Annotated in this window: 19 protein-coding genes and 1 pseudogene; 15 read left to right on the forward strand and 5 right to left on the reverse strand. The window is 35.1% G+C overall.

The features are described from left to right. Nucleotides 1-92: 92 nt before the first annotated feature. A complete protein-coding gene (locus LNP04_RS11785) occupies nucleotides 93-5,123 on the forward strand; it encodes a PKD domain-containing protein (protein ID WP_229983162.1) in 5,031 nt (1,676 codons plus the stop codon). A gap of 209 nt (nucleotides 5,124-5,332) precedes the next feature. Next, a pseudogene (locus LNP04_RS11790) lies at nucleotides 5,333-5,524 on the forward strand (T9SS type A sorting domain-containing protein); the annotation flags it as partial. A 128-nt stretch (nucleotides 5,525-5,652) separates the two neighbouring features. On the opposite strand, the gene LNP04_RS11795 reads toward LNP04_RS11790, so the two are convergent. Then, nucleotides 5,653-7,851, reverse strand: a complete 2,199-nt coding sequence (locus LNP04_RS11795; RefSeq protein WP_229983163.1) for a S46 family peptidase — start codon at nucleotides 7,849-7,851, stop codon at nucleotides 5,653-5,655. Nucleotides 7,852-7,937: 86 nt separating this feature from the next. On the opposite strand from LNP04_RS11795, the gene LNP04_RS11800 reads away from it, so the two are divergent. Further along, nucleotides 7,938-8,372 (forward strand): META domain-containing protein, encoded by a 435-nt coding sequence (locus LNP04_RS11800; RefSeq protein WP_229983164.1) that lies wholly within the window; start codon nucleotides 7,938-7,940, stop codon nucleotides 8,370-8,372. A gap of 65 nt (nucleotides 8,373-8,437) precedes the next feature. Here the strand turns inward: LNP04_RS11800 and LNP04_RS11805 are convergent, their stop codons facing one another. The 3 genes from LNP04_RS11805 to LNP04_RS11815 are packed head-to-tail and all read right to left on the reverse strand — an operon-like array spanning nucleotide 8,438 to nucleotide 11,887. Then, on the reverse strand, nucleotides 8,438-8,848 hold the full coding sequence (locus tag LNP04_RS11805) for a hypothetical protein (RefSeq protein WP_229983165.1): 411 nt from the start codon (nucleotides 8,846-8,848) through the stop codon (nucleotides 8,438-8,440). Between the two features lie 7 nt (nucleotides 8,849-8,855). After that, nucleotides 8,856-11,402: a collagen-like protein gene (locus LNP04_RS11810; RefSeq protein WP_229983166.1), complete on the reverse strand. Its 2,547-nt coding sequence runs from the start codon at nucleotides 11,400-11,402 to the stop codon at nucleotides 8,856-8,858. A 5-nt stretch (nucleotides 11,403-11,407) separates the two neighbouring features. Further along, complete coding sequence (locus tag LNP04_RS11815; RefSeq protein ID WP_229983167.1) at nucleotides 11,408-11,887, reverse strand: T9SS type A sorting domain-containing protein; 480 nt, start codon at nucleotides 11,885-11,887, stop codon at nucleotides 11,408-11,410. Nucleotides 11,888-12,097: 210 nt separating this feature from the next. On the opposite strand from LNP04_RS11815, the gene hflX reads away from it, so the two are divergent. From hflX to LNP04_RS11860, 9 genes are all read left to right on the forward strand, one after another. After that, nucleotides 12,098-13,330, forward strand: coding sequence for a GTPase HflX (hflX, locus tag LNP04_RS11820; protein WP_229983168.1), 1,233 nt, complete (start codon nucleotides 12,098-12,100; stop codon nucleotides 13,328-13,330). Beyond that, nucleotides 13,330-13,965, forward strand: a complete 636-nt coding sequence (locus LNP04_RS11825) for a DUF4919 domain-containing protein (RefSeq protein WP_229983169.1) — start codon at nucleotides 13,330-13,332, stop codon at nucleotides 13,963-13,965. Before hflX ends, LNP04_RS11825 begins: the two co-directional genes overlap by 1 nt. Before the next feature lie 10 nt (nucleotides 13,966-13,975). Further along, nucleotides 13,976-15,262: a sodium:proton antiporter gene (locus LNP04_RS11830; RefSeq protein WP_229983170.1), complete on the forward strand. Its 1,287-nt coding sequence runs from the start codon at nucleotides 13,976-13,978 to the stop codon at nucleotides 15,260-15,262. A gap of 14 nt (nucleotides 15,263-15,276) precedes the next feature. Further along, nucleotides 15,277-15,996: a DNA alkylation repair protein gene (locus tag LNP04_RS11835; protein ID WP_229983171.1), complete on the forward strand. Its 720-nt coding sequence runs from the start codon at nucleotides 15,277-15,279 to the stop codon at nucleotides 15,994-15,996. 13 nt (nucleotides 15,997-16,009) lie between these two features. Continuing rightward, nucleotides 16,010-16,678, forward strand: a complete 669-nt coding sequence (locus tag LNP04_RS11840; RefSeq protein ID WP_229983172.1) for a hypothetical protein — start codon at nucleotides 16,010-16,012, stop codon at nucleotides 16,676-16,678. 15 nt (nucleotides 16,679-16,693) lie between these two features. Next, entirely contained in the window at nucleotides 16,694-18,748 is a 2,055-nt protein-coding gene (locus tag LNP04_RS11845; protein WP_229983173.1) for a hypothetical protein, read from the forward strand. A 129-nt stretch (nucleotides 18,749-18,877) separates the two neighbouring features. Further along, nucleotides 18,878-20,104 (forward strand): hypothetical protein, encoded by a 1,227-nt coding sequence (locus LNP04_RS11850; RefSeq protein ID WP_229983174.1) that lies wholly within the window; start codon nucleotides 18,878-18,880, stop codon nucleotides 20,102-20,104. 6 nt (nucleotides 20,105-20,110) lie between these two features. Continuing rightward, a complete protein-coding gene (locus LNP04_RS11855; protein WP_229983175.1) occupies nucleotides 20,111-20,449 on the forward strand; it encodes a DUF6122 family protein in 339 nt (112 codons plus the stop codon). A gap of 65 nt (nucleotides 20,450-20,514) precedes the next feature. Further along, nucleotides 20,515-21,585, forward strand: a complete 1,071-nt coding sequence (locus LNP04_RS11860; protein ID WP_229983176.1) for a calcium:proton antiporter — start codon at nucleotides 20,515-20,517, stop codon at nucleotides 21,583-21,585. Nucleotides 21,586-21,610: 25 nt separating this feature from the next. Here the strand turns inward: LNP04_RS11860 and LNP04_RS11865 are convergent, their stop codons facing one another. Then, the gene (locus LNP04_RS11865) at nucleotides 21,611-21,991 is read right to left on the reverse strand and encodes a group III truncated hemoglobin (RefSeq protein WP_229983177.1); all 381 of its coding nucleotides are present in this window, start codon (nucleotides 21,989-21,991) and stop codon (nucleotides 21,611-21,613) included. Between the two features lie 169 nt (nucleotides 21,992-22,160). Between LNP04_RS11865 and LNP04_RS11870 the strand changes: the two genes are divergently transcribed. The 3 genes from LNP04_RS11870 to LNP04_RS11880 all read left to right on the forward strand — a co-directional run bounded on the left by LNP04_RS11870 (nucleotide 22,161) and on the right by LNP04_RS11880 (nucleotide 24,303). Beyond that, nucleotides 22,161-23,132 carry an ion channel gene (locus tag LNP04_RS11870; protein ID WP_229983178.1) on the forward strand — a complete coding sequence of 324 codons (972 nt, stop codon included), beginning with the start codon at nucleotides 22,161-22,163 and terminating at the stop codon, nucleotides 23,130-23,132. Further along, a complete protein-coding gene (locus LNP04_RS11875) occupies nucleotides 23,132-23,620 on the forward strand; it encodes a YkgJ family cysteine cluster protein (protein WP_229983179.1) in 489 nt (162 codons plus the stop codon). Before LNP04_RS11870 ends, LNP04_RS11875 begins: the two co-directional genes overlap by 1 nt. A gap of 107 nt (nucleotides 23,621-23,727) precedes the next feature. Next, nucleotides 23,728-24,303, forward strand: coding sequence for a hypothetical protein (locus LNP04_RS11880; protein ID WP_229983180.1), 576 nt, complete (start codon nucleotides 23,728-23,730; stop codon nucleotides 24,301-24,303). Nucleotides 24,304-24,540 lie beyond the last annotated feature (237 nt).

Below are 24,540 nucleotides of genomic sequence, written 5' to 3' on the forward strand. Positions count from 1 at the left end.
TGGCCGTCTTATTTTTGTTTCTTGAAAACAATAAAAAGGCGTTATCCGAAAAGCCTTCAATAGAGTAGGAGATTACTTATATCTTTTTACAGATGAAAAAAATCACTTTACTTTTTATTTTATTTTGTGCAATGCTTGTCAATGCGCAAAGTCCGTTATCGAAATTTGCCGCTGCCGTTTCTGGATCAAATACGGTAAATTTCTCAAGCGAAAGTACGGGAAATCCGACTTCTTTTAATTGGGAATTTGTTGGTGGGAGTCCTGCTACGTCTACTAGTCCTAATCCTAGTGTTTCATACACCGGAACTGGAGTTTTTACTGTAAAATTAACGGTAAGCAATGCTTCTGGAAGCTCAGTTTCTACTAGAACAATTAAAGTAACCCAAGGCAATATTATTGACCTTAGTACAGGAAGGAATGATGACGGAACTCTTATGGCAATTGGGACTACAGATTATGACTGGAAATGTGAACTTCCTAATGGAACTATTGTTATACCTTTCACAAGAAGTACGTATGGACAATGGAGCTATGCCCAAATAATTACTGGTGTTAAAAATAGTGTTTGGATTACAGGTAACGACATTGGAACGGGATATTACACTTATACAAGTAAAACATTTGTTGTTCCAGCAAATGTTTTAGACGCTAAACTTAATTTAAGAAGTTTATCCTTTGTTAAAGGATGGACATATTTATTGAAAGAAAATACAGATGGTACAGAAAATGAAACCCTAATTACTCAAACAACTGGGACAGGCTGGTACAATTCTGGAAATGCTTTAGTGAGCGACTTGCATCTTGAGCCGGGGAGTTATCGTTTGAAGGTAAAGGTTTATGATAATAATAGCTCGGTAACAGAGGCTACAGATGTAAACGCAAATGTTAATTTTGGGAATACAATTATTATATCTCCTATTGCAGAGTTCTATGCAACTCCTACTACCACTAATGTGGGAAGTGCGGTTCAATTTACTAATCTTTCGCAAGGAACACCTTCTTCTGTTTTATGGGGTTTTGAGGATGGTTCAAATATTTTGACGTCTACACAAAACAACCCAAGTGTTACCTTTTCTACCGCAGGAAATCATTACACAGAGCTTTTAGCAGATTACGGTAGCGAATTATTATCTTCACTAAAGATAAATAGTTATATCCAGACAACTCAGCTTAATGCTCCAATAGCTGCTGTCACACAGCCCACTTGTAATCTTTCTACTGGTTCTATCACCGTTACTTCTCCAATTACAGGAGTAACTTACAGTTTTGATAATGGAGTAACTTTCCAATCAACTAATTCTGTTTCAGGTCTTATTTCGGGAACTTATTTGGTGAGAGTGAAAAGTATACAGGGTGCTGTTTCAGATGCAACAAGTGTTACTATAAATCAAGCTCCTGCTGTTCTAAATACACCTGTATTTACCATTGCACAACCCGCATGCCCTGTCAATACAGGCAGCATTACCATAACTTCTCCTGCTTCAGAAGTAGAGTACAGTTTTGATGGAGGAGTGACTTACCAGGCTTCTAATGTTAAAGCGGGTCTTGCAACTGGGACTTATACCATTATGGTAAAGAATACAAATGGTTGTACATCTTCTGCATCAGCAGTTATTAATTCCGTAGACTGCAGAGATTGGACTTTAGCACCTAACTCTTATATTTTTACAGGGAAAGACCAAAATAATACTGAGGTAGACGGTCTTTATATTCCCGTAAAAAAGGCTTTTGTCATGTGGAAAAATAATTCCAAGCTTAATAACCAAACGCTTAGCGGGATAATGTCAGCCACTGTGTATTGGCAAGATGTACCAGGATTGATAAAAAGTACTGGTGCAAATTATTCTTTGGTTTTATCGGATGCCAACAATAACGAGGAAACAAAAATACAAGTCCCAATTGATAAATCTAAAGGCTATGGTAATGCTGTAGTGGCTTTGCACATGGGGTCAAATGGTAACACCACCGATCCTATTGTTTGGAGTGGGCATGTCTGGGTAACAGACGACCCAAGTAATGGCCCTTCTTTTGGTCATTCTGCTGGTAGAGGATTAGAGTTCATTAATGGGGACAGCGTAAATAATTATTATAATGCTACGACTAGTAAAATATTTACCCCTAAATATATGGATAGAAATATGGGTGCAACCGATACTGGTTTTGTTTTAAAAAACGGAGTTTATACCCCAAGTCTTAAAGGTAATAAATCAGGAGGTTTAATGTACCAATGGGGCAGAAAAGATCCGATGCCACCGCTGGTTTATAAAGATGGAACCTTTTATGACGTAATAGGAGAGGTGGGCGTAGTAAGATCAAAAGATGCTAGTTACAAACAAAATAAGACTTCTCCTACCAGTTTAAAAATTTTCGAGTATGCTAATGGAGCAGGATATTTTATCCCTACGGTTGCTGGAGTTAAAAATAATATCAGCCAATCTGTTAACAATCCATTGAAGCCTATCTATAATGGAAGTAGTAGTATAAAAACTTGGTTTGCAGGCAATTCGTACGATAATCTATGGTCTGATAACTCAAAAGGAGAATATGATCCAAATGGTGATTTATATTCTCGTGTTAAAGGCTATCTTCCAAAGTCTTCCTTTGATCCATGTCCTAATAAATGGAGAATCCCGTCTGTACTTTCCAGTAGAACAGTTTTACCTATCAACTTTTATCCTTTTGGGCAGAATATTACGGCCACTGGTAGTACAATACTGACTGCTGGCGCCATTAAAGCTATTAATTTTAAACCAAAAGGACTTTCGACTCTGAATGGAGGTAATGATAAAATATATAATGGTATTAAAGCATATCCGCATATTGGCTTTGATTTATCAAATATTGGTAATCCTAACGATGGAGGTTCTTCTAATATGGGTTTTATGGTGGGAACCGGGAGATACGGAGTAAGAGGTACTGTTGGATTTATACCTTATTTTTCAGATACACATCAAACTTTTCTATGGACAGCCACAATAGGCAATGATAGTGGCAGCACAGGTAATATGAATTTCATGCCAAATCAAATGGTGTTTACCCCAGATCCTGGAAACCCAGCACGTCCAGATGCTGCCAACTATTCTAATATGATAGGTAATTATAGTATTAATTTTACTACAAGTGAAGTTAACGAATCACAAGCTATGAATGCTTGTAGATGCATGCAGGATCCCTATGCGGATAATACAATTAATCCTTCAACTTCTTCGTCTTTTGATTTCCCTACAGAATATCTCCCTATCTCTCCCAGCACACCAGGTATTTATTCTAACGGATTATCAAATCCCAACTCTTATGTATTAGTGAAATCTACATCAGAGCAAATTGTAAAAACAGAAATATCTCCGAATAATTTTGTTGATGGTATTCCTATTAATAAAGCCTTTGCTGTATATAATAATTACTTGTCGGATCATCAATTACCAGCATTTGATAATTTAAAAGTGAATGTGTACTGGACAACAGATCCAGGCTTAATCACCAATGTTAAATTAAGCAACCAACCATTGAGTGTTGCAGATCTTGATAATACTATGATTAATGTGACAGTAGGTGGAGGAAAATCTGGAAATGCCATTATCTCTTTACATAATGGTAGCATCAATAATCCTGTTTTGTGGAGTTGGCATGTTTGGGTTTCTAACAGTGATCCTACTGCTAATGCAATCACTTACAAAACCGAAAAAGATGATATATTAGAAACAGATGGCATACTACAAGGGGATGTAATAAATTATGTTGGCTTTACCAATTCTGGGGGAAGAGCACAAACCAATATCTTTATGGATAGAAATCTAGGAGCTATTGATGCTTTGCCAACTCCTACACCAGATAGTAATGGTAATTATTTTCCATCATCTTCAGAATTAGAACTTGTGAAAAATTCTGGAGGGTTACAATACCAATGGGGGCGAAAAGACCCGATTCCTACCTTTGTATCGCCAGGCTATAATATTGGAAATATAAATGTATCTCCTGGCGTTGCTCAGAATGTTTATATATCATCTTTGGGGCCAGATGCTCAAGGTAATTTATCTGCTTCGTCTTTTAATACAACACCCGTTACTGGAAACTCTTATAAAAGTACGTATGCAAAGTTGTATAATGATGCAAGTGCTGGTATCACAACATATGATTCCCCTTCTGATACTAAACAAACAAAGATTCGAAACCATCTTAGAAAATCAATAGAAAAGCCCTTTACTTTTTTTCATCAAAATATAAAAAACGCTGGGGTATTTCAGGATTGGCTTTTAGATGAACCCAATGCGATGCCAAACAGATGGGGACATGCCGATTCTAAATCTCCTTTCGATCCGTGCCCTTGCGGATGGAGAGTGCCTGATAGCGGAGTTCCTAATGCACGATATGATGGAAATGGAATCAAAGGAGACTCTCCATGGTATTTTGGTGGTTATAATACAGGCTCTGAGAGTATCTATAAGTATTATAGCTATGGCATTTTTGAATCTAATAAACAAAGTATAAAACAAAATGGTGGACCTTATCCAGGAGTTGCTATAAAAGATGCCATTCCTATTAATGGAAATTATATAAGGTATGGAATTTCCTTTGGTGTTCCGTCAGAAGATTTTAAAATTGGAAATATACCTTATACTGGTATTAGAGGTGCTTTTGAAACAGATTTGGGCAACTTTGCATTAGCATATGGTTATGCTGGGCTTTGGACTTCTAGTTTAAATGAAACATACCTAGGTGGGGCTAATGCTTTGTTTATGAATAGAACCTTGCAATTACAGACAAAAGTAGCAAACGATCCATATATTGCCATGAACGTGCGTTGCGTAAAAATAGATCCTACAGCAAGTACGGTTATTGCAAAACAACATTCACCAAATACAGAGCTATTAAGAGAAGTTGCAGGACCAACTGTAGAATCAGAAGAAAAACTTTTCCCAATCCCTTTTAAAGATGAATTACATATTACAGCCAATAAAGAAATTAGCTATTTACTTTATGATATGAGGGGGGCTTTAATTGGCTCGGGTAAGTTTATCAATAAAAAAGTGAATCTTTCCCATCTTCTGCAAGGTGTGTATATTATTAAATTGATAGATATATCTGAAAAAAAAACCACTACCAAAAAAATTATTAAAAACTAATTTTTTACAATGATTTTAATCCGTCTCAATTGATTATTGAGGCGGATTATTTTTTGCTATTCCAAAACAATTGTTAATCAAAATACGTATCGTACAGATTAAAAATTGATTGATTCCCGATGCTTCTGGCAAACAAGCAATCAATGTTTTTGCCAAAATAGAATTGAACAAAAAGTGAAGAATGATAAAACTTTTTTTCCCCAAATCCTGTAAATAATACATTATTTATCGGTGCAAATAGCGATAAAGACTATTACTATCAAATTTATAATATGTCAGGACAGCTTGTGAAAACAGGTAAGTTTGAAAATAAGCAGACTAATGTTTCTTCTTTAGTTTCTGGAGCTTATTTAGTCAGAGTTAATGATTCTGAAGCTGTTGTTAAAATTATTAAACAATAACATATAAAGCTATACTAGGACAAAAAAAATCATTGTAATTATGCCCCTGAATTATAATTCAGGGGCATTTTATAATAAAAAAAGCCGTGAAATAAATTCCACGGCTTTTAAATATCATTTAGAAAAAACTATTTCTTTTTCTTTTTTGCAGGAACATTCTTGATTTTAGATGCACCAGTATCAGCTGGAGTATTTTCATCTCTTACCAATTTCAACTCATCTACAATTCTTCTTGCACCAGCATATTTGTCGATTGTCCAAAGAACAAAACGGATGTCTACACTGATTGTTTTCTGCCATTTGTCTTCAAAAACAATGTCACCACTTAGTGCTTCGCTGTTTCCGTCGAATGCGATACCGATAAGGTTTCCGTCACCATCAATTACCGGAGAACCAGAGTTACCCCCTGTAATATCATTGTTTGACAAGAAGTTTACCGGAAGGTAACCTGCTTTATCAGCATATTGACCGTAATCTTTAGCATTTTGAAGTGCAATCACTCTCTGTGGAAGATCAAATTCTTCGTCACCAGCTTTGTATTTACCTACTAAACCTTCCATTGTTGTATAGTAGTTATCAGTAACTCCGAAATAGTTTCTGTCGTCTCTGATTGGTAATGTATCAATCGTTCCGTAGGTTAATCTCATGGTAGAGTTAGCATCCGGATAGAATTTTTTCTCAGGCATTGCTTTCATCAAACCAGCTAAGAATAGACGGTTGTTTTTAGCAAAATTGTCATCAACTTTTACAAATCTTTCACCAGAAATCCTTTGGTCATCAGCGATACCTTTTGCAATTTTCAAAAGAGGATCTGCATCTAATTTCAAACGATCCGGGTTCAAAACAAAATTCGTTACAGACGTTTTGTTGGCAAATATTGAAGAGAATGCAACATTCGACAATGTGTTAGCATCTAAAGCCATAATCGTCGGCGATGCAACATCAGCTTTTACTTTTGTTTTGTAAAGGTTGACCAATGAGTTTAGCATTTCGCCTTCCAACTCAGTATTGATGTTGTCATAAGCATCTTTAATAGCTGCTTCAACCTTAGGTTTCATAGCCAGTCTTCCAGCCATATCTTGTTTTGCGTAAGCATCTAAAGTAGGTGCCATTTGGTAAGCAAGAGCAATATATTTAGCATTTCTTGTTAAAAGAGAAGCGTAATTTCTTTCTACGTTTCTGTCAGTAACTTGCTTATAGTAAGTAGCAATTTGGTCTAAAACGCCATCGTACATTTCATTACCTGGCTGTACAGACCATTCTCTGAAGGTTTTTTCGATGTTCTGTTTGTCAGAAATAGTTCCGTTTTTGATAACGGCATCGATGGTTCCTTGTCTGTTTTTCCAATAGTTGGCTACAGAAGCATACTGAGAAGCATAACCCAACTGAGTTGTTTTATCTTTATCCATGTACTTCTTCATGACATCCATTGCCAATTTTGAAGTTTCTACCCAAGCTGGATAGTCTTTAGATACCATTTGATTGATTCCGTAAGAAGTCAAATAACGGTTTGTTCTTCCCGGGTAACCTAGGATCATTGAGAAATCTCCAGGCTTAATTCCTTTAAGAGAAACCGGTAAAAAATGCTTAGGCTTCAAAGGAACGTTGGTTGGTTTAAATTCTGAAGGATTTCCTGCAGCATCAGCATACACTCTGAAAACTGTAAAATCTCCTGTGTGTCTTGGCCATTCCCAGTTGTCTGTATCTCCACCATATTTTCCGATTGCAGATGGCGGTGCACCTACTAATCTGATATCTTTATAATCCTGATAAACGAAGAAATAAAATTCGTTTCCGTTGAAGAAATCTCTTACGACAACAGTGTATTTTCCGTTTTCAGAATTTTCTGTCTGAATTGCTTTTGTTTCAGCATCAATTACAGCCTTTCTTTCAGCTGCAGTCATGCCGTTATTCAATTTAGAATTGATTCTCTGTGTAGCATCATCCATTCTTACCAAAAATCTTACATAAAGATCTTTAGAGTTGAACTCGTCTTTCTGGTTCATTGCCCAGAAACCATTCTTCAGATAATCTTTTGATGGAGTAGAAGCTGCTGCAACTGCCCCGTAACCACAGTGGTGATTAGTAAAAATTAGACCTTTGTCTGAAACAATTTCTCCTGTACAAAACCCACCAAAGCTTACGATAGCATCTTTAAGGCTCGAATTGTTCACAGAATAAATCTCTTCAGGAGTAAGGTGCAGACCTTCTTTCTGCATATCAACACCGTTTAGTCTTTTGATGAGCATCAACAGCCACATCCCTTCGTCTGCTCTCATTTGAACAAAACCAAGTAAGAAAGTGAATAGTAAAAATATTCTTTTCATTTTATAAAATAATTTATTTGGGGCTAATTTACTAATTTTTACGATAACCTATCCGTAATTGGTACGAAAATGGGTTCGAGGGTGGTATGAAAAACATTTTGTTAGTTCTTTTTGCCCTTTTTCTTTTCAGTTTAGTCTTAAATTGCTCAGCTGCGAAGTCAAATAATTCCCATTACCAAAGAGAATGGATGTTGGTTGCATTCGATCAGTTTCCCAAACAGGAGTTGATTGAAAATAAGGCTGGAATTAATTTAACAGGTGAAAAAATAAATACTGAAGTGAAGGGAAGTGCCACAATGGGTTGCAATAAAATATTTTTCACAACTGAATTTAAAAATAATGGAAAGCTGAAAATCTCAAATCTTGGCAGTACCGAAATGGCTTGTCAAAATATGAATCTTGAAAATGCTTTTCTGAAGAAATTCGGAAAAATGGCCCATTATAAAATTGAAGGACATCGATTAACGCTTTCTGATAAAAACGGCAATGAGATGAAATTTATCGCAGCAGATTGGGATTAAATTTTAGATAAAAATAAAGAAGCCCACATGAATGCGGACTTCTTTTGGTATCAATAGTTATTAGTTTAGTTTTTTGGAATCGTTTTTTTGATTTCTTCTAAAGTTGAGGTGTTTTGTAACCCCTGAACTTTAGAATTATTTGTAGAAACTTTTGCCTTGTGGGTATCTTGTCTACCCGGGATTGATGCTAAAATCTCTTCAAAACTTGCAGTATTGGGTAATAATTTCCCTTGATTATTGTTTTGGCTTTGAACTTTTTCGCTTTGTTCTTTTACTTCAAGACCTTGTTCTGAAGCTAAAGTCGTTTGCTTGTCTTTTTTAGGAGAAGTAAGCTCGCTTTCTTTTTGCATTTTCTGCTCAAATGCTTTTGCATCTTTTAGAACTTTTTCCTGATCCTGAGGTTCTAAGGATTTATTTTCTTGTGCATAAAAAGTTACGCTCAGCAGTAAAAATGGAATGATATATAATGATTTCATGGTCGTTTTATTTGATGTTAACTAATACTTTTATTTTTCCGATTGAGTTTTGGGCATAGTCCTGAAGTGCTTTTCCGATGACCTGTCCTATTCTTACTTTTTTAGGATTGGCTTTCATGGCAACTCCGGATTTTGATGAGGTTACCAAAAGATCACCTCTTTTTATTTTTCCTCCTTCAAGGCAAACTTTAGTAGGAATTACCCCTACAACCCCCATCGGAACTTTGCCGATCAGTTCAGAATCAATATTTTCTTCTGTTAAAAGAACACCAGGTTTTGTAGCATATACTCCAGCAACCAAAGTGGAATATGGTTTTGAAGATTTTTCTACAGTTCTGTCTGTGTCTGTTGAAATTACAAGAATATCTCCTGGCTCATAATCTGAAGTATTTCCTTCTACATCGAATGCTTCTGCTAAATCTGCACCACTGTTTTGAGTTCCTCCATTAAAGAAAGCTGTGCCAGTTTTGTTTATTCTGGCAACATTTGCACCTGCGCTTTGGAGAACGGCAATGTTTCCGGATGCTCCGGTGTGATTCACAAAAACTCCTGTTCCTGTTCCTGCATTGGTAACAGATAAAACTGCCTGAGAGTTTGCTGTATTGAAGTTTCTGAAATATCCGGCTCTACCTGTTCCAAAATTCGGAACCCATCCATAAATAGCCGAACCGGTACCGTCTACTGTTGCTTCTACACCGTCACCGGAATTTTTGGCATTCGCTGTGATACCGTTTCCGTTTCCGTTGGCAAGAGCAATTAGTGCGGGTCCGTTTCCAGAAGCGTTACTTGCATAAAATAAACCTGCGAAACCACCTGTTCCTGCAGATTCACCATAAACCCCTGCTGTTCCGAAGTTGGCGAACTGAGAATTTACTTTTCCTTTCACTGCCGGAGAAGTTCCGTTTGTATTATCTACGAAGAAATCTCCTGCGATACCATTTCCCACTGTTGTAGCACTAAGTGCTGTTGAAGTATTCGCAGTATTAAAATTTTTAAATTCTGCCGCTTTACCCGTACTGAACGTAGGAACCCAACCGTAAATTGCACGTCCGGTTCCGTCAACATTTGCTTCGATTGCGTCGCCGTCTTTACCCACGTTTGCAACGATTGCGTCGCCATTTCCATCATTTAAGGCAACTAAAGCACGACCATTTCCGTTGATGTTTGAAGAATAAAATAATCCGCCAAAACCTCCTGTTCCAGATGATACTCCAAAAATACCTGCTGCTCCAAAGTTTCCGAAGATGGTTTTTACTTCGCCACGTACTGCTGCACTTACACTGTTTGTGTTACTGGCAAGAAAAGATGAAACATTTCCTAAAGTATTATCAGGAATGTTTCCTGTGCTGTTAGATTCAACTTCAAGAGTATTTTTGTCGTTTGCTGTATTAAAATTTTGGAATCTTCCAGCTCTCCCTGTACTTCCGCTTACACCAACTCTTCCATAAACACCAATTCCTGTTCCTGTAGTGTTGTTGGCAATAAAACCATGAACGCCATAGGCTCCGCCGTCATTTCTTCCTACTACAGCTCCTGCAATATCACTGGTGTTTCTCCCGACTACGGCTTCTCCGCTTCCGTTATTGTCTGCAATTACTCCTGCAGAACTTTGTTGGCTTGTAATCCCATGAATGGCAAAACCGTTTCCTGTAGTACTTTTTACACCAACTCCGGATCCTGATGTTGTAACGTCAATTACTGTTCCGCTTCCTGAAGTGTTTGCAGTAAGCACTGTACTGTTGTTGGCATTGTTTGTAATTGAAAGATTGGCAGCTGGTCCTGTAGTACTGGTTGCGTTAAGACCTGTTCCTGTGTTGCTGTTAGCATAGACACCATATCCAGAGCCTGAAGCATTTCCATAAACTCCTATTCCACCAGGAGTATTGCCGTAAACTCCCCATCCGCTTCCTGCCTGTGAGCCCCAAACACCAATTCCTAAACCTCCTGTTCCATTATTGATTCCTCGAACGGCAGATGAAAATCCTCCTGGTGCTACATTATTTATAGTTCCTCTCACGGCGGCTATACTTGATGTCACGCTGTTGCTGGTTCCATCAATTGAAGTTCCGTCACCGTCGTTGGTAATTGCAAATAAGTTGGCCGCATTATTGGCTGTTGCTGCGAAAGGTATCGCAAAACTTCCTCCTGAGCTTCCTGACGTTTTTGCATACATTGCGTAAGGCACGCTTAATAACTGACTTGTTCCTGTAATTGTATAAGATGTTCCGCCTGTAGGGTCTGTTTCTGTTTTTAAATAATAATTACCAGACGGCCAGTTGATTCCGGCAAAAGTTCCCGAAAGTACAGTTCCTGTTCCGATTTCCAGACTTATAAGTCCATTAACGTTTGTTGTTCCAGTTAATCTTTCAGAGTAGACAACTGTTCCTGCTGGGGAGCCTTGCAAAACGCTAACTTTTACTCCGATGTTTTGATTGGTCAATAATTGTCCTGTTGTGTTTCTCATTACGGCCTGATAACTCATTTTTTCCGGAGCTTGGGCTGAAACTAAATGACAGCCTAGTAAAATTCCGACTGTTAGTAAAATTCTTTTCATGGTGGTTATTTTTTAATGATTTTGAATGTTTTAATGTTTTTCCCATTCTGATTGATTCTGATAATGTACATCGCAGAAGGAATGTCTGAAAAATTAAATTCTGATTTTGATTCTTTTATTTTGTCTTTTTTCACAAGTTTTCCTGAAGAATCGAATAATTCATAATCAGAATTTCGGTAGTCATTTGTAGCGAAATCCAGGAAAATAAAATCTTTAAAAGGATTTGGGTATAATAGAATTTCTTTCTGGTCTGTGCCGACAGTTTCTGTAGTAGAAAGAGTTGTAATTTCGTACGCTTGCTGTACGCCTTCCATGATTTGATTATTAGTTCCCTTATTGGAATAATCAATCTGTCCGACACTGTAAGAAGCTGAGCCGTTGCTCCCGGTTGCATTTGATCCTGTTGCGAGAATTGCCTTTTGCGCATTGAATGGTAATGTTGTACAGAGAATCAAAAAGAAGCCATAAATAGAAGTTCTTTTCATGTTAATATAAAATTTTCAGATTAATAATTTGTTTGAGGTTATTGTCTGTATTTGAATTTTTTACGGTGTAAAGGTAGGTGCAGGTGATATCTGTAAACCAGAGGAAAAGAACTAAAATTTAAAAGGGAAAAACACCGTGTTTAAATACTTAGTTTGCATTTATTAATTAAAAATGTTATCTTGTAAATCTTATAAATTATACAGAATTTAATGTTAGAAAAGAAACAACATAATTACGAAAAGGCAGTTTTGGTGGGCGTTGTCACACAGAATCAAGATGCTGATAAGTTACAGGAATATATGGATGAGCTGGAGTTTTTGGCTCTAACGGCAGGCGCTACGATAGACAGACGCTTTACTCAGAATTTAACTCAGCCAGATCCCAAAACTTTTGTAGGAAGCGGAAAAGCTCAGGAAATAAAAGAATATGTAAAAGAAAACGAGATAGGAACCATCATTTTTGATGATGAATTGTCACCTTCTCAGCTTAAAAATCTTGAAAAAGAAATTGAAGTAAAAATCCTCGACAGAACCAATCTTATCCTTGATATTTTTGCACAGAGAGCCCAGACTTCTTATGCAAGAACTCAGGTTGAATTGGCGCAATACCAATATTTGCTACCTAGATTAAGCAAAATGTGGTCTCACTTAGATAAACAAAAAGGGGGGATCGGGATGCGTGGTCCCGGTGAAACAGAGATTGAAACCGATAGAAGGATCATTCGTGACAGAATATCATTATTAAAAGATAAACTGAAAGTCATTGACAAACAAATGGCAACTCAGCGTAACAACAGAGGGAAAGTGGTTCGTGCAGCTTTAGTGGGTTATACCAACGTCGGAAAATCTACTTTGATGAATGCGATTTCTAAATCTGATGTTTTTGCTGAAAATAAACTTTTTGCAACGCTTGATACTACGGTAAGAAAAGTGGTTATCGGAAATTTACCTTTCCTTTTGACAGATACCGTAGGTTTCATCAGAAAATTACCGACTCAATTGGTAGAATCGTTTAAATCTACTTTGGATGAGGTAAGAGAAGCTGACTTGTTGATTCATGTGGTTGATATTTCTCACGAAAGTTTTGAAGATCATATAGAATCTGTGAATCAGATTTTAATGGAAATCAATGCACATCAGAAACCAATGATCATGGTTTTCAACAAAATTGATGATTTCAGTTATGAGAAAAAAGACGAGGACGATCTTACACCGGGTTCAAACAAAAATGTTTCTTTGGAAGAATGGAAAAGAACGTGGATGAATAAATCTAAGCATCCTGCAGTTTTTATTTCCGCTTTGACGAAAGAAAATTTCCCGGAAATGAAAAGACTAATCTATGATGAGGTGATGAAAATTCATATTTCAAGATTCCCATACAACGATTTCCTTTTCGAATATTTTGATAACGACGAAGACGAAGCATCAGAAAAAGAAGATTAATGAATTACAGAATCATATTCTTTCTCCTTGTTCTTCCGTTTTTTGGGTTTAGCCAAAAGACAAAACTCGATATGAAAATTATTGAGAAGAATCTCAATAATTCAAAGTCGCCTTATAATTACGAAAGGCTTATTTTTAAATTTAAAGGTCTTCCGAAATCTCTCGACAGTATAGAAGCACAGCATTTATATTACGGCAGAAATTTCAGAAAAGATAAAGTTTCCCAGATGGGAGACGAGTTCAAAGGTTTAGCGGAAGCTTTTAAAAGCGGTAATTTTGAAGAATGCATCAGGCTTGGGAAAATTCTTTATGCAAAAGATCCTACCAATCTCGATATCATTCTCATTCTGCTTCGTTCTTATGACCAGAAGAAAGATGTAAGCAATTTTTCGCATCATATTTCCCAGTTAAGGCTTCTTACCGATGCTATCAAAAGTTCCGGAGACGGAAAATCTGAGAAAACCGCATTTAAAGTGAACAGTGTGGGGGACGAATATATCTTCCTCAATGTGATGAATATTGGTCAGGATTACACAAGAGGTTCTAAAACTTTGCAAGATGGCGTGGTTGACGTTTGGGAAAAAGGAGACATCAAAATTTATATCAAGGTACTTTATTTAGACTTAATTTTTTAAAAAAAATTCATTGGAATTATATTATTCATTTTCAGCGCTCATCGTATTAGCATCTATTTTTGCATATATCAACTACAGATTTTTAAAACTTCCTAGCACCATCGGGATTATGGTCATTGCCATCGTGATATCTATCATTCTGGTTTTATTTGGTGAAAATTCTTTTCCAAAAACATTCGGACATTTGAGTAGTTTGATGAACAGTATAGACTTCACCGAAGTTCTAATGGGAGCAATGCTGAATTTCCTTCTTTTCGCAGGAGGAATTCATATTAATATTAATGATTTAAAGGAACAGTTCCGTCCCGTCCTCATATTTTCTACGGCAGGTGTCATCATTTCCACCTTTATCGTAGGTTTTGGAATGTTCTATTTGTTGCCTTTAGTTGGTTTAAAGATTCCTTTTATTTACTGTTTGGTTTTTGGAGCATTGATTTCTCCTACAGATCCGGTTGCGGTTTTAAGTGTTTTAAAACAGGCTAATATTTCTAAATCATTAGAAACAAAAATTGCAGGAGAATCATTGTTCAACGACGGTATGGCGGTTGTGGTTTTCACAGTGGTATTACAGCTTGCAATTGGGAGAGAAGTTGATTTGGGCGTAGAAAATATTATGATATTATTGATGAAAGAAGCCGGCGGAGGATTGCTTTTGGGTGTTCTTTTGGGTTGGATAACTTCAAGATTGATGCGTGAAGTGGATGATTATATAATTTCAGTTTTGGTGACATTGGCTGTTGTAATGGGCGGTTATCTCGTAGCAAGACAGATGCACGTTTCTGGTCCGTTGACGATGGTTGCGGCAGGATTATTCATGGGTAATTTCAATGTTAAATTTAAAATGAAATCGGTCACTCAGGATTATCTGATTAAATTTTGGGAACTTATTGATGAAATTCTCAATGCTGTCTTATTTCTTTTTATCGGTTTCGAATTATTGATGATTAAAGATTTAAACCATTACGTCATTCCGGGATTACTGGCGATTGCTGTGGTTTTGATTGCAAGATTTATTTCGATTTGGGGACCTACAAAATTCATGTCATTCAGAACGAGGTTTAGTCCTCAAACCATAAAAGTTCTTTTTTGGGGAGGAATCCGTGGTGGTGTTTCCATTGCTTTGGCTATGTCTATCCCGAAAAACGAATACAGTAATGCTATTTTAAGTATTACTTATTGTGTGGTTGTATTTTCTATTATTGTTCAAGGACTTACGATTGCAAAAGTTGCCAATCCAAAAAGGATTGCTGATGAAGAAAAAGAGTTGGAAAGTATTGCTTTAGAAGAAGGTCGTTAATTAGCTGTTAATCAATGAGTAAAATACTTAAAGAAATCAAAGAATCACTAGCTGTTTTATCCATTCCGGAGAAAGCGGCTTTTTTTCCTAAGTTTTTTAAGACAGGAAAAGGAGAATATGGTGAAGGAGATTTATTTTTAGGTGTAACAGTTCCTGATCAAAGGTCTGTCGCCAAAGAATTTTATTCAAAAATTAATTTAAAAGAATTAAGCGAATTGCTTTCTTCACCTTATCACGAACACAGATTGACGGCTCTGCTGATGCTGATTTCTAAATTTGAAAAAACAAAAGACCAAGCTGTAAAAGACGAGGTTATTAAATTTTATTTAAATCATCTTCAGCATATCAACAATTGGGATCTGGTGGATACGAGTTGTTATAAGATTTTAGGTCGGTATGCTTTTGAAAATCAGAAAGAAAACTTATTAAGAGAGCTTTCAAAATCTGATCAAATGTGGCATAAAAGAATTGCGGTTGTAGGAACGATGTATTATGTGAAAAAGGGTTCTTTTGAATTAACTAAAGAATTTGTAACCCAAAATTTACATCATCCACACGACTTGATGCACAAAGCAAACGGATGGCTTTTGAGAGAAATGGGAAATAAAAATGAAGCTGTGCTAATCGATTATCTAAACAAATATTACAAAGAAATGCCAAGAACCTGCCTCAGATATGCAATTGAAAAATTGGATGAAGAGGTAAGGCAAGATTATTTGAAAGGCAGAATTTAAAATAAACTAAATCATGAAAATTTTCCTCAAACGGTTGCTGTTTTTGCTTCCAATTTTATTGCTGACAAGCTGTTTTGATATTTTAGATAAAGTCAATGTGAAAGCTGACGGAAGCGGTGAGTACTCTCTTATCCTTAATGCCAGTAAAAGCAAAACCCGATTGGCATCCATCTCAAAAATGGAAACGATCAATGGCAAAAAAGTTCCGAAAAAATCTGAAATTGAAGCTAAAATCAATGAAGCGGCGAGAATTTTTAAAACCGTTCCGGGAATTTCCAACGTGAAAACTTCGATGGATTTTGATAATTACATCATTAAACTGAGCTGTAATTTCAAGAAAATTGAAAATGTCAACGCAGGTTTAGAACAACTTAAAGCCAAGAATATTTTAGGCAAAATGATTCCGACCAATATTTATAATCACAATCCACAAAAAAAATCTTTTACCAGAAACAAAATCAACACCTTCAAAAGTGATTACGATAAACTGAGCGCTGCCGACAAAGAAGTTTTTAATAATGCTAAATACACTTCTGTTCTGCAGTTTGAAAATACGGTGAAATCTCAGTCTAATAACGCCTACCAACTTTCACCCAACAAAAAAGCGATGAAGCTTGAGGGCAATATTTTAGATTTTATCCTTCAGAAAAAGCAGATTCAAAACACTATTTTATTCCAATAATTCCACAAATTATATATGAAATCTCTATTTTTAAAAACACAGACTTTAGCTTATTTGCTTTTAGGTTTCGTTGCTGTTTTTGCACAAAACAGCATGAAAATTCCGCAGAATACTGCATTTTACATGGAAATCAACGGCAAACAGCTCAATAAAAAAATCGATTGGGAAAGATTCAACCCATTTTTGCAGGAAATCACCAAAGATAAAGGGAAAGACAAAAAACCGTCATGGAACGACTACTCTAAAACAGGAATAAAATATGACGCAACCCAATATCATTACGGAACCTTTAATGATTCTGTTCAAAGCTATAATGCGCATTTTATTATCGATAATCAGGAAAAGTTTCAGGAATTCATTAATTCAACCAAGAAAAAAGGGCTGGAGGTTTCTAAGAAAAGCAACTATTCATACATCGATATTGACGACAATACATTCGTAGCCTGGAACGGAAATCGCGCCTATCTTACGATGATCAATTATAACAAACCGTCAAAAGATACCTGGGCAGATTATAATGCAGTAGACAGCACTACTGTTGTTATTGATAGCGCCGTTGCGGTTGTTGACAGTGCTGCGGCAGTTTATGAAGAAGAAGAAAAGCCTTTCGATTATAAAGAAGAAATTCAGTATTTGAAAGATGAGATCAAATATTTAAAAGAAAACATCAAATCAAACAATGCCGATATTCTGAAATATCAAAAAGACATTAAATATCTAGAAAAACATCACAAATATCCTGCGGAAAAGGTAGAAACTAAGGTAGATGATCAGAAAGATTATGATGAAATTGCGCCACCTGCCTCTCAGGATGATTATGCAGAAGCAGAAGCTTATCCTTTAGATACAGATTATCAAAAAGAATTGGATTCACTGCAGTCGGAAAAATTTAAAATCGTTAAGAAATTTGCAGAAAATAATTTTGATAGATATTTCAGTTCAAATTACGAGCTTGATGTTCCGAAGGAAATGTTGAACTTCAGAGATGCTAATTCTGATGTTTTTGTGTACACAGATTACGGAAAAATCATGAACGAAGGGATATACGGAAAGATGTTCAGAGGTGTTGGGTATACAAAGTTTCTTGAGAAAATGTACAATTCAAATTCTGCATACAATCTTTATTTCGACAAAGATAAAGTAAGGTTGGTCAACAATCTTCAGCATAGAAATTCAGACATTCAGAAAAGTATTTCTGATGTTTACAGAGGCAAGAAAAACAAAAAACTGACCGCTTTAATTAGCGATAAAAGTGTAGGATATTATGCAATAAACGTCAATGGATACAAAACTTTTGATATGATGTACAGCTTTTTCCAAGACGCCGGAGAGAAGGAATATCAGAAAGAACTACAGTTGATGATGGAAACCATGAAAATCGTTCTGGATGAAGAAGCTATTGCTAAAATTGCACCAGGAAACGGTATTTTTGTTTTGAATGAACTGAAATCTAAAAAAGTAGATTACACCGACTACGATTACGATGATGATTATAACGAAAAGGAGGTGAAAAAGACCAAAGACGTGATGGTTCCTGACTTTACATTTGCTTTTGCAACAGAAAATGAGGGCTATTGGAAACGTGTTTTTGACGTTTTGACGACCAATAAAGATTTTGCTAAAAAGTTTACAAAAAACGGAGATGTCTACACTTTCAAAGAAGGTAAAAGCAACGGATATCTTGATCAATTATATTTTACAGTAAAAGACGGGATTGTTTATCTGACAAGTTCTACAGAGAATCTGACTTCAAAAAATCAGTCATCGAATTCAACAAAATGGATGAAAGATTCCGCGAAATATCCTTTGTCAGGAAGATTGGATATTCAGAAACTATTGGTTGGTCTGGAGCAGGAATTTAAAACCGTTTCTGAGAAAAAAACGTTGAATTTGATAAGAAAAAATGTGGGTGAAGTGTATTTTAAAACTGAAGTGAAAGGGGAAAGCATTCAGACAGAGATGGATTATAACATTAAGAATTCTTCGGAAAACAGCTTAATGTATTTCTTCGATATGTTTGACGCAATTTTCAAAAATATGGAAGCGGATAAAAAGCCACAGACACTTTAAAGGCTATTGGCATTTTGATTCTAGCTAATTGCTCGAGCTGTCTCGATTTCTAAAGTATCAATAGGAACGGGCTTTAGCCCGTTTTCAAAATTTGTAAGCATATTAGGCTTTAGCCAAAACTTAGAATTTATGAAGAAAAAATATATTGCTCTTATAATCACAATTCTGCTTTCAGTTGGAGTTTATTTTATGTTTTTCCATAAAGATAAAAGCTTAAAATATATTCCCAAAAATGCAGATGTTGTGGTTATGGTCGATGTTAAAAAAGCGACAAGACAATATATTTCCAGCTTTTTGATGCATCCTTCAAAATGGTTTGAAGAGGGTGAAAAAAATGATATGAAAATTTCCATTTCAGATTCGGGTTTGAAAATTCCGGACTTTCTTCAGATTTTTCATTTAAAAAACACTAAAATTTCTGAGTGGTATACTATTTTTGAAATCAACAATAAAGCAAAGTTTTCGACATTTTTAAAGGAACGAAAATTCATCTCTGATGGAAAAGATTTATTTAAAAATAACCAGCTTTTTATAAAAATTGAAGGTGGAAAATGTATCGTCGGAACATCTGATTTAAATTTTAAAAACATAGGAAAACCATTTTCTCAAAATTTCAGAAATAAAGTTTTGAATGCAGATTCTTTTATGAATGATGGTCTGGGAAGTGTTTCTTTTATTTCAGAATTGCGAACCCAGAACTTTTCAATTTATTTAAAAGACGATGAAATTGAAATAAAAAATGAACAGAATTCTGCCGATTTCGAATCATTGATTTCAGATTTAAATAAGGAAACACAGTTTTTGAATGTAGAATTAAACTCAGAAAATATTAAAAAAATAAGTTCGATCTTTAAAGAAAATATTACAGATTCTGCATCGGTTAGTCATTTGAAAATGAGTGCGAATCTTTCGGAAGTTAACGATAAAATAATCAGTTATGGTTACGATGATAACTTTAATGAAATTGAAAAAATCAGTTATCAGAAAATCGTTCAGCCCAATTATGAAATTTTGCTTCAAACTTCAAATCCTGATAAAACCTGGAATTATTTCCAACAAAAAAAGTGGATTAATGCACAAAATCAGTTTATAGCAATTCCATTTCAGCCCAATTTGATTAGCAAAAGCAAAAATCAGCTTTCTATAAAATCTACGCAAAAAGCTGGGAAATTAAGTGAAACCAAAAATCAAAACTACATTTTCATCAAAAACAGTCCCTTGCTTTTTTCTTCATTTAAAAATTTAAGTAATCCAATTTTTAAAGACGTTGAATATCTTTTTTACGGAAATAAAAATCTTGATTACACAGTGAAAATTAAATTTAAAAAAGAAAAATATCCATTAATTCTAAGATAAAACAAAATGTGTCCTCCAGAAATTGCTTTATTAAAAACATGTACGCATTATTTTCTGCATTTGGCTTTTCCTGCAGTTATTGCGCTTGTTTTTTATCGTAATCAATGGAAAAAAACGTATTTCATTCTTTTGGCGACAATGCTGGTTGATCTCGATCATTTATTTGCAGATCCTATTTTTGATCCGAACAGAATGAGCGTTGGGTTTCATTTTTTACATTCTTATTATGCTATTGCGGTGTATTTTTTGCTGTTGTTTTTTAAAGGAAATTTAAGAATAATTGGCATCGGATTGCTGTTTCATATGTTGACCGATTTTCAGGATTTTGCGCTTTGGTGTCATTAAAATATTATTAATATTTTCTTTTAATAATTGAGTTTTCATAGATTTTTTGTATTTTAGAGACACTTATGAAGCTAAAAGAATTCTTACACTACACGTATATTTTTCCTGTCTTAGCGGTAATCTATTACTTTACCGGATTGATGGGAACTGGCACAATTTCAGACATTGTTGCGGGTATTTTGTTAACCGGAAGTGTGCTTTCTGCTGTACATCATGCTGAAGTTGTAGCACATAAAGTAGGAGAACCTTATGGTACAATTATTCTGGCACTTTGTATCACGATTATAGAAGTTGCGTTGATTGTATCGCTGATGGTTGCGGGTGGTGATCAAGCAATTACTTTAGCTCGGGATACGGTTTTTGCGGCAGTAATGATTATTCTGAATGGTATTATCGGTATTTGTATTTTGGTAGGTGGTGTTAAGTATTTTGAGCAGTATTTTGCCCGTACTTCAGCGACGACTTATCTTGTGAGTATTGTTTCAATTCTTGTAATTACCTTAGTTCTCCCGAATTTTACTTCAAGCGTCAACGGACCTTATTATAATAATGCACAATTGGTTTTTGTATCGATTGCCTGTCTTGTGATTTACGGAGTTTTTCTGATGGTTCAGACGGTAAGACACAGAAGTTATTTTGTGCCCGCTGATGGTAATGCAGAAGAGTATTTTATTCCGAATAGAATGCAGACTATTATCAGCTTTGTATTTTTGGTAATTTGCCTTGTGATTGTCGTCTTATTGGCAAAAGGTCTTTCAAAAACAATCGAAGATGTGGTACAGAGTATGGGAGCGCCTAAGTCTTTGGTAGGAGTTATTATTGCGGGAGTTGTATTGCTTCCGGAAGGTCTTGCGGCCATCCGCGCAGCGAGAAATAATCAGATACAGTCGAGTTTAAATTTAGCTTTAGGATCAGCTTTAGCAAGTATCGGATTAAGTATTCCGGCTATCTCTGCGGTGAGTATTATGTATGATATCCCTTTGGTTTTGGGGCTTGATAAGAAAGATATTATTCTTCTTACCTTATCTGTATTTATCGTGATGTTATCTTTAAGTCGAGGAAAAACGAATGTCTTGTACGGGACAGTTCTTTTAGTGAATTTAGCAGCCTATATCTTTACGGTAATCGTACCTTAATTTTTAACCCAAAATTCCGAATTGCTTAAAGTTTTCTCGCCATTTCCATTTTGTAAGCCATCAGATTGGCAATGTTTTCTGACTTTGTAATCGCCATATCAGCATTCATACCTGTGAAATTTTCTTCAATAGTTTGTTTCCAAAGTTTTAACCATTGTGCAAAATGATGCTTTTCCATCGCCTCCAATTGATTGATCGGGAAATGTACCGCCATCGGATTTCCTTTGTAGCTCATTTGTCCGAATAAAATCGTCTCCCAAAAAGAATACATTTTCGGTAAATGTTTTTGAAAATCAACTTTTATAATGTCTTTAAAGAAGAAACCGATCGTTTCATCCTTTACCACTTTATCATAAAATGAATTCACAAGCAACTCTATATCTTCTCTCGATTCTAAATTTTTCATTTCAGATGTATTTAATTGGAACTAAAAATTTACATCAAATTTAGTTTAATTCTAAATCAAAAAGAAGATCGTACGCTTGATAAGATTCATGAAAACAATATTTTATCTTTGTAAATTATTTTATCTTTTTTAAAGTTAAAAATTAAACCACACAAATGATTTACTAAATATGGCAAAAGGTTTCAGAAAAAGAATCAAACAGGAAAACGCTGAAAACAGTGGCTTTGGAAGTCGGGCTTCGGGAAGATTTATCAATAAAGACGGGCTTCCGAATGTAAGAAGAAGAGGAGTCAACGTCTTCAACAGGCTGAGTTGGTATCATACGATGCTGAATTTATCGTCATTTCGGTTCATTACTTATTTGGTGATGATGTATATTCTGATCAATCTGGTTTTTGCATGTATTTATTATTTGATTGGTGTAGAGCATCTTACAGGGATAGATAAGAGTAATCCTTTGGATGAATTTATTGATGTGTTTTTCTTCAGTTCACAAACTTTTACTACGGTTGGTTACGGCAGAATTGCTCCGATTGGATTTTTGGCAAGCTTGGTTGCAACTTTTGAGGCATTTTTAGGATTGCTTACCTTTGCCATTGCAACGGGTTTGTTTTACGGAAGATTTTCAAGACCGAGAGCTTATCTCAGATTTTCAGATATTGCAGTGATTGCTCCGTTTCAGGATGTTACAGCGTTGATGTTCAGGTTGGCACCTTACAAAAATAATGCTTTGACAGATGCTGATGTTACCCTTTCGACAGCCATTGAGATTAATGAAAATGGAACGACGAAAAGTAATTTCTACCGACTCGAAACTCAATTGAGTAAGATCAATACTTTGTCTCTGAACTGGACGATAGTACATAAAATAGACGAAAATTCTCCATTTGCCGGATTTACTGCTGAAGATTTTAAAAATACAAATATTGAGATCATCGTACATGTACGAGCATTTGATGAAGTGTTTTCAAATACAGTTGTTCAGAGATCATCCTATGTGTCGAGGGAAATCATTTATGGAGCTAAATTTTCGCCAATGTATTATCCTGACGAAGAAAAAGATTCAACGGTTCTGGATCTCGATAAAATAAATGAATATCAAAAAGTAGAACTTCCGGCTTTTGAGGCGGAAAAATCATAATGAATTTAGAATTATACAAAAAACAGGCTTTAGAAAAGCAGAAAGAGCATAAAAAATTCTTAGAAGGTTTGAAAAAAAAGCCTCCTAAAAATCTTGATTACATTGTTCAGGAAACACATGAAGAAGTTTTTGAAAAAATAGATTGTCTTCAATGTGCCAATTGCTGTAAAACGACCGGACCACTTTATACGGAGAAAGATATCGAGCGGATTTCAAAGCATCTTCGCATGAAACAAGCAGATTTTGAATCAAAATTTTTGCGTGTTGATGAAGATAATGACAAAGTTTTACAAAACCTACCTTGCTATTTTTTAAATGAAGATAATACCTGCTCAATCTACGAAGTTCGTCCGAAAGCGTGCAGAGAATATCCTCATACAGACCGAAAAAAAATCTATCAGATTAATGATTTAATGATAAAAAATACGGTCATTTGCCCGGCTGCGTTTGAGTTTGTTGAAAGGATGATGAATAATTTGAATAAGTGAATAATAAAATAATATTTCAATAGTTATCATATAAATTTCTAATGAAATCATTACTGATTCTGTGCACAATTTGTATCCCACTCCTAAGCTGTAAAATAAAGACGCAGATGCCTAATTTTAAGATTCAAGCTAGTGAAATCTCTGAAAATTCATTTGTGTTGGAAAAAGAAGAAGATGTTGCAAAAATAGGGAAAGATTACATTATCTATATTCAAAGGAATTCTGGAAGCCGAAAAATGAATAAGGTTTGTGACTGTACAGAATTAGAAGAAAAATATATTTTATTTAAAGTTAATAATACATCCTACATACAAAAAATTGCAGGAAAGGCTGTATATTATCCCAAAAAACTAAAATCAAATGATATTATAGATTTATATGTAGATTCATTTTCTAATCTAAAAAATGAAAGGGTTAAAAAATTTAGAACAATGCAACGAGATAATATATTTGCATTTCATAGAACCTTCAAACAATATATATTGATAGTTGAGCAAGATAAGCCCATTACGATTAACTTTTACGAAGAAGATTTTCAAAAAGAAGGCTTTGGAGAAAAGAATGTTAACTATCCCTACAATAAAAATTTACTATTTTATAAAATTGATCGTTTACTAAATTCAGAGATTGATAAATTGAATAAACGAGACGCATTTGTGTTTAGAACTTGCCGTAAGGATTAATGACCAGAGTTTAATTTCCGTCAATCTGCATTCCAATATACATTACTGATTCCAAGGTGATCTCAAATAGAGGATTGAACACAATCTTAAAAATTTCTAAAGTCTTATAAATTTTAGTTAAAACAAGTGAGAATAATAATTTTATCTAAACAACTTCGTTTCATAATTAAGTCAATCCCCAATTGATTTGCTATTAGAAGTAGTTTTTTATATAAGTAAAAATGGAATCCTGAAATG

Source organism: Chryseobacterium sp. C-71 (assembly GCF_020911865.1).
Classification (GTDB): Bacteria; Bacteroidota; Bacteroidia; order Flavobacteriales; family Weeksellaceae; genus Chryseobacterium.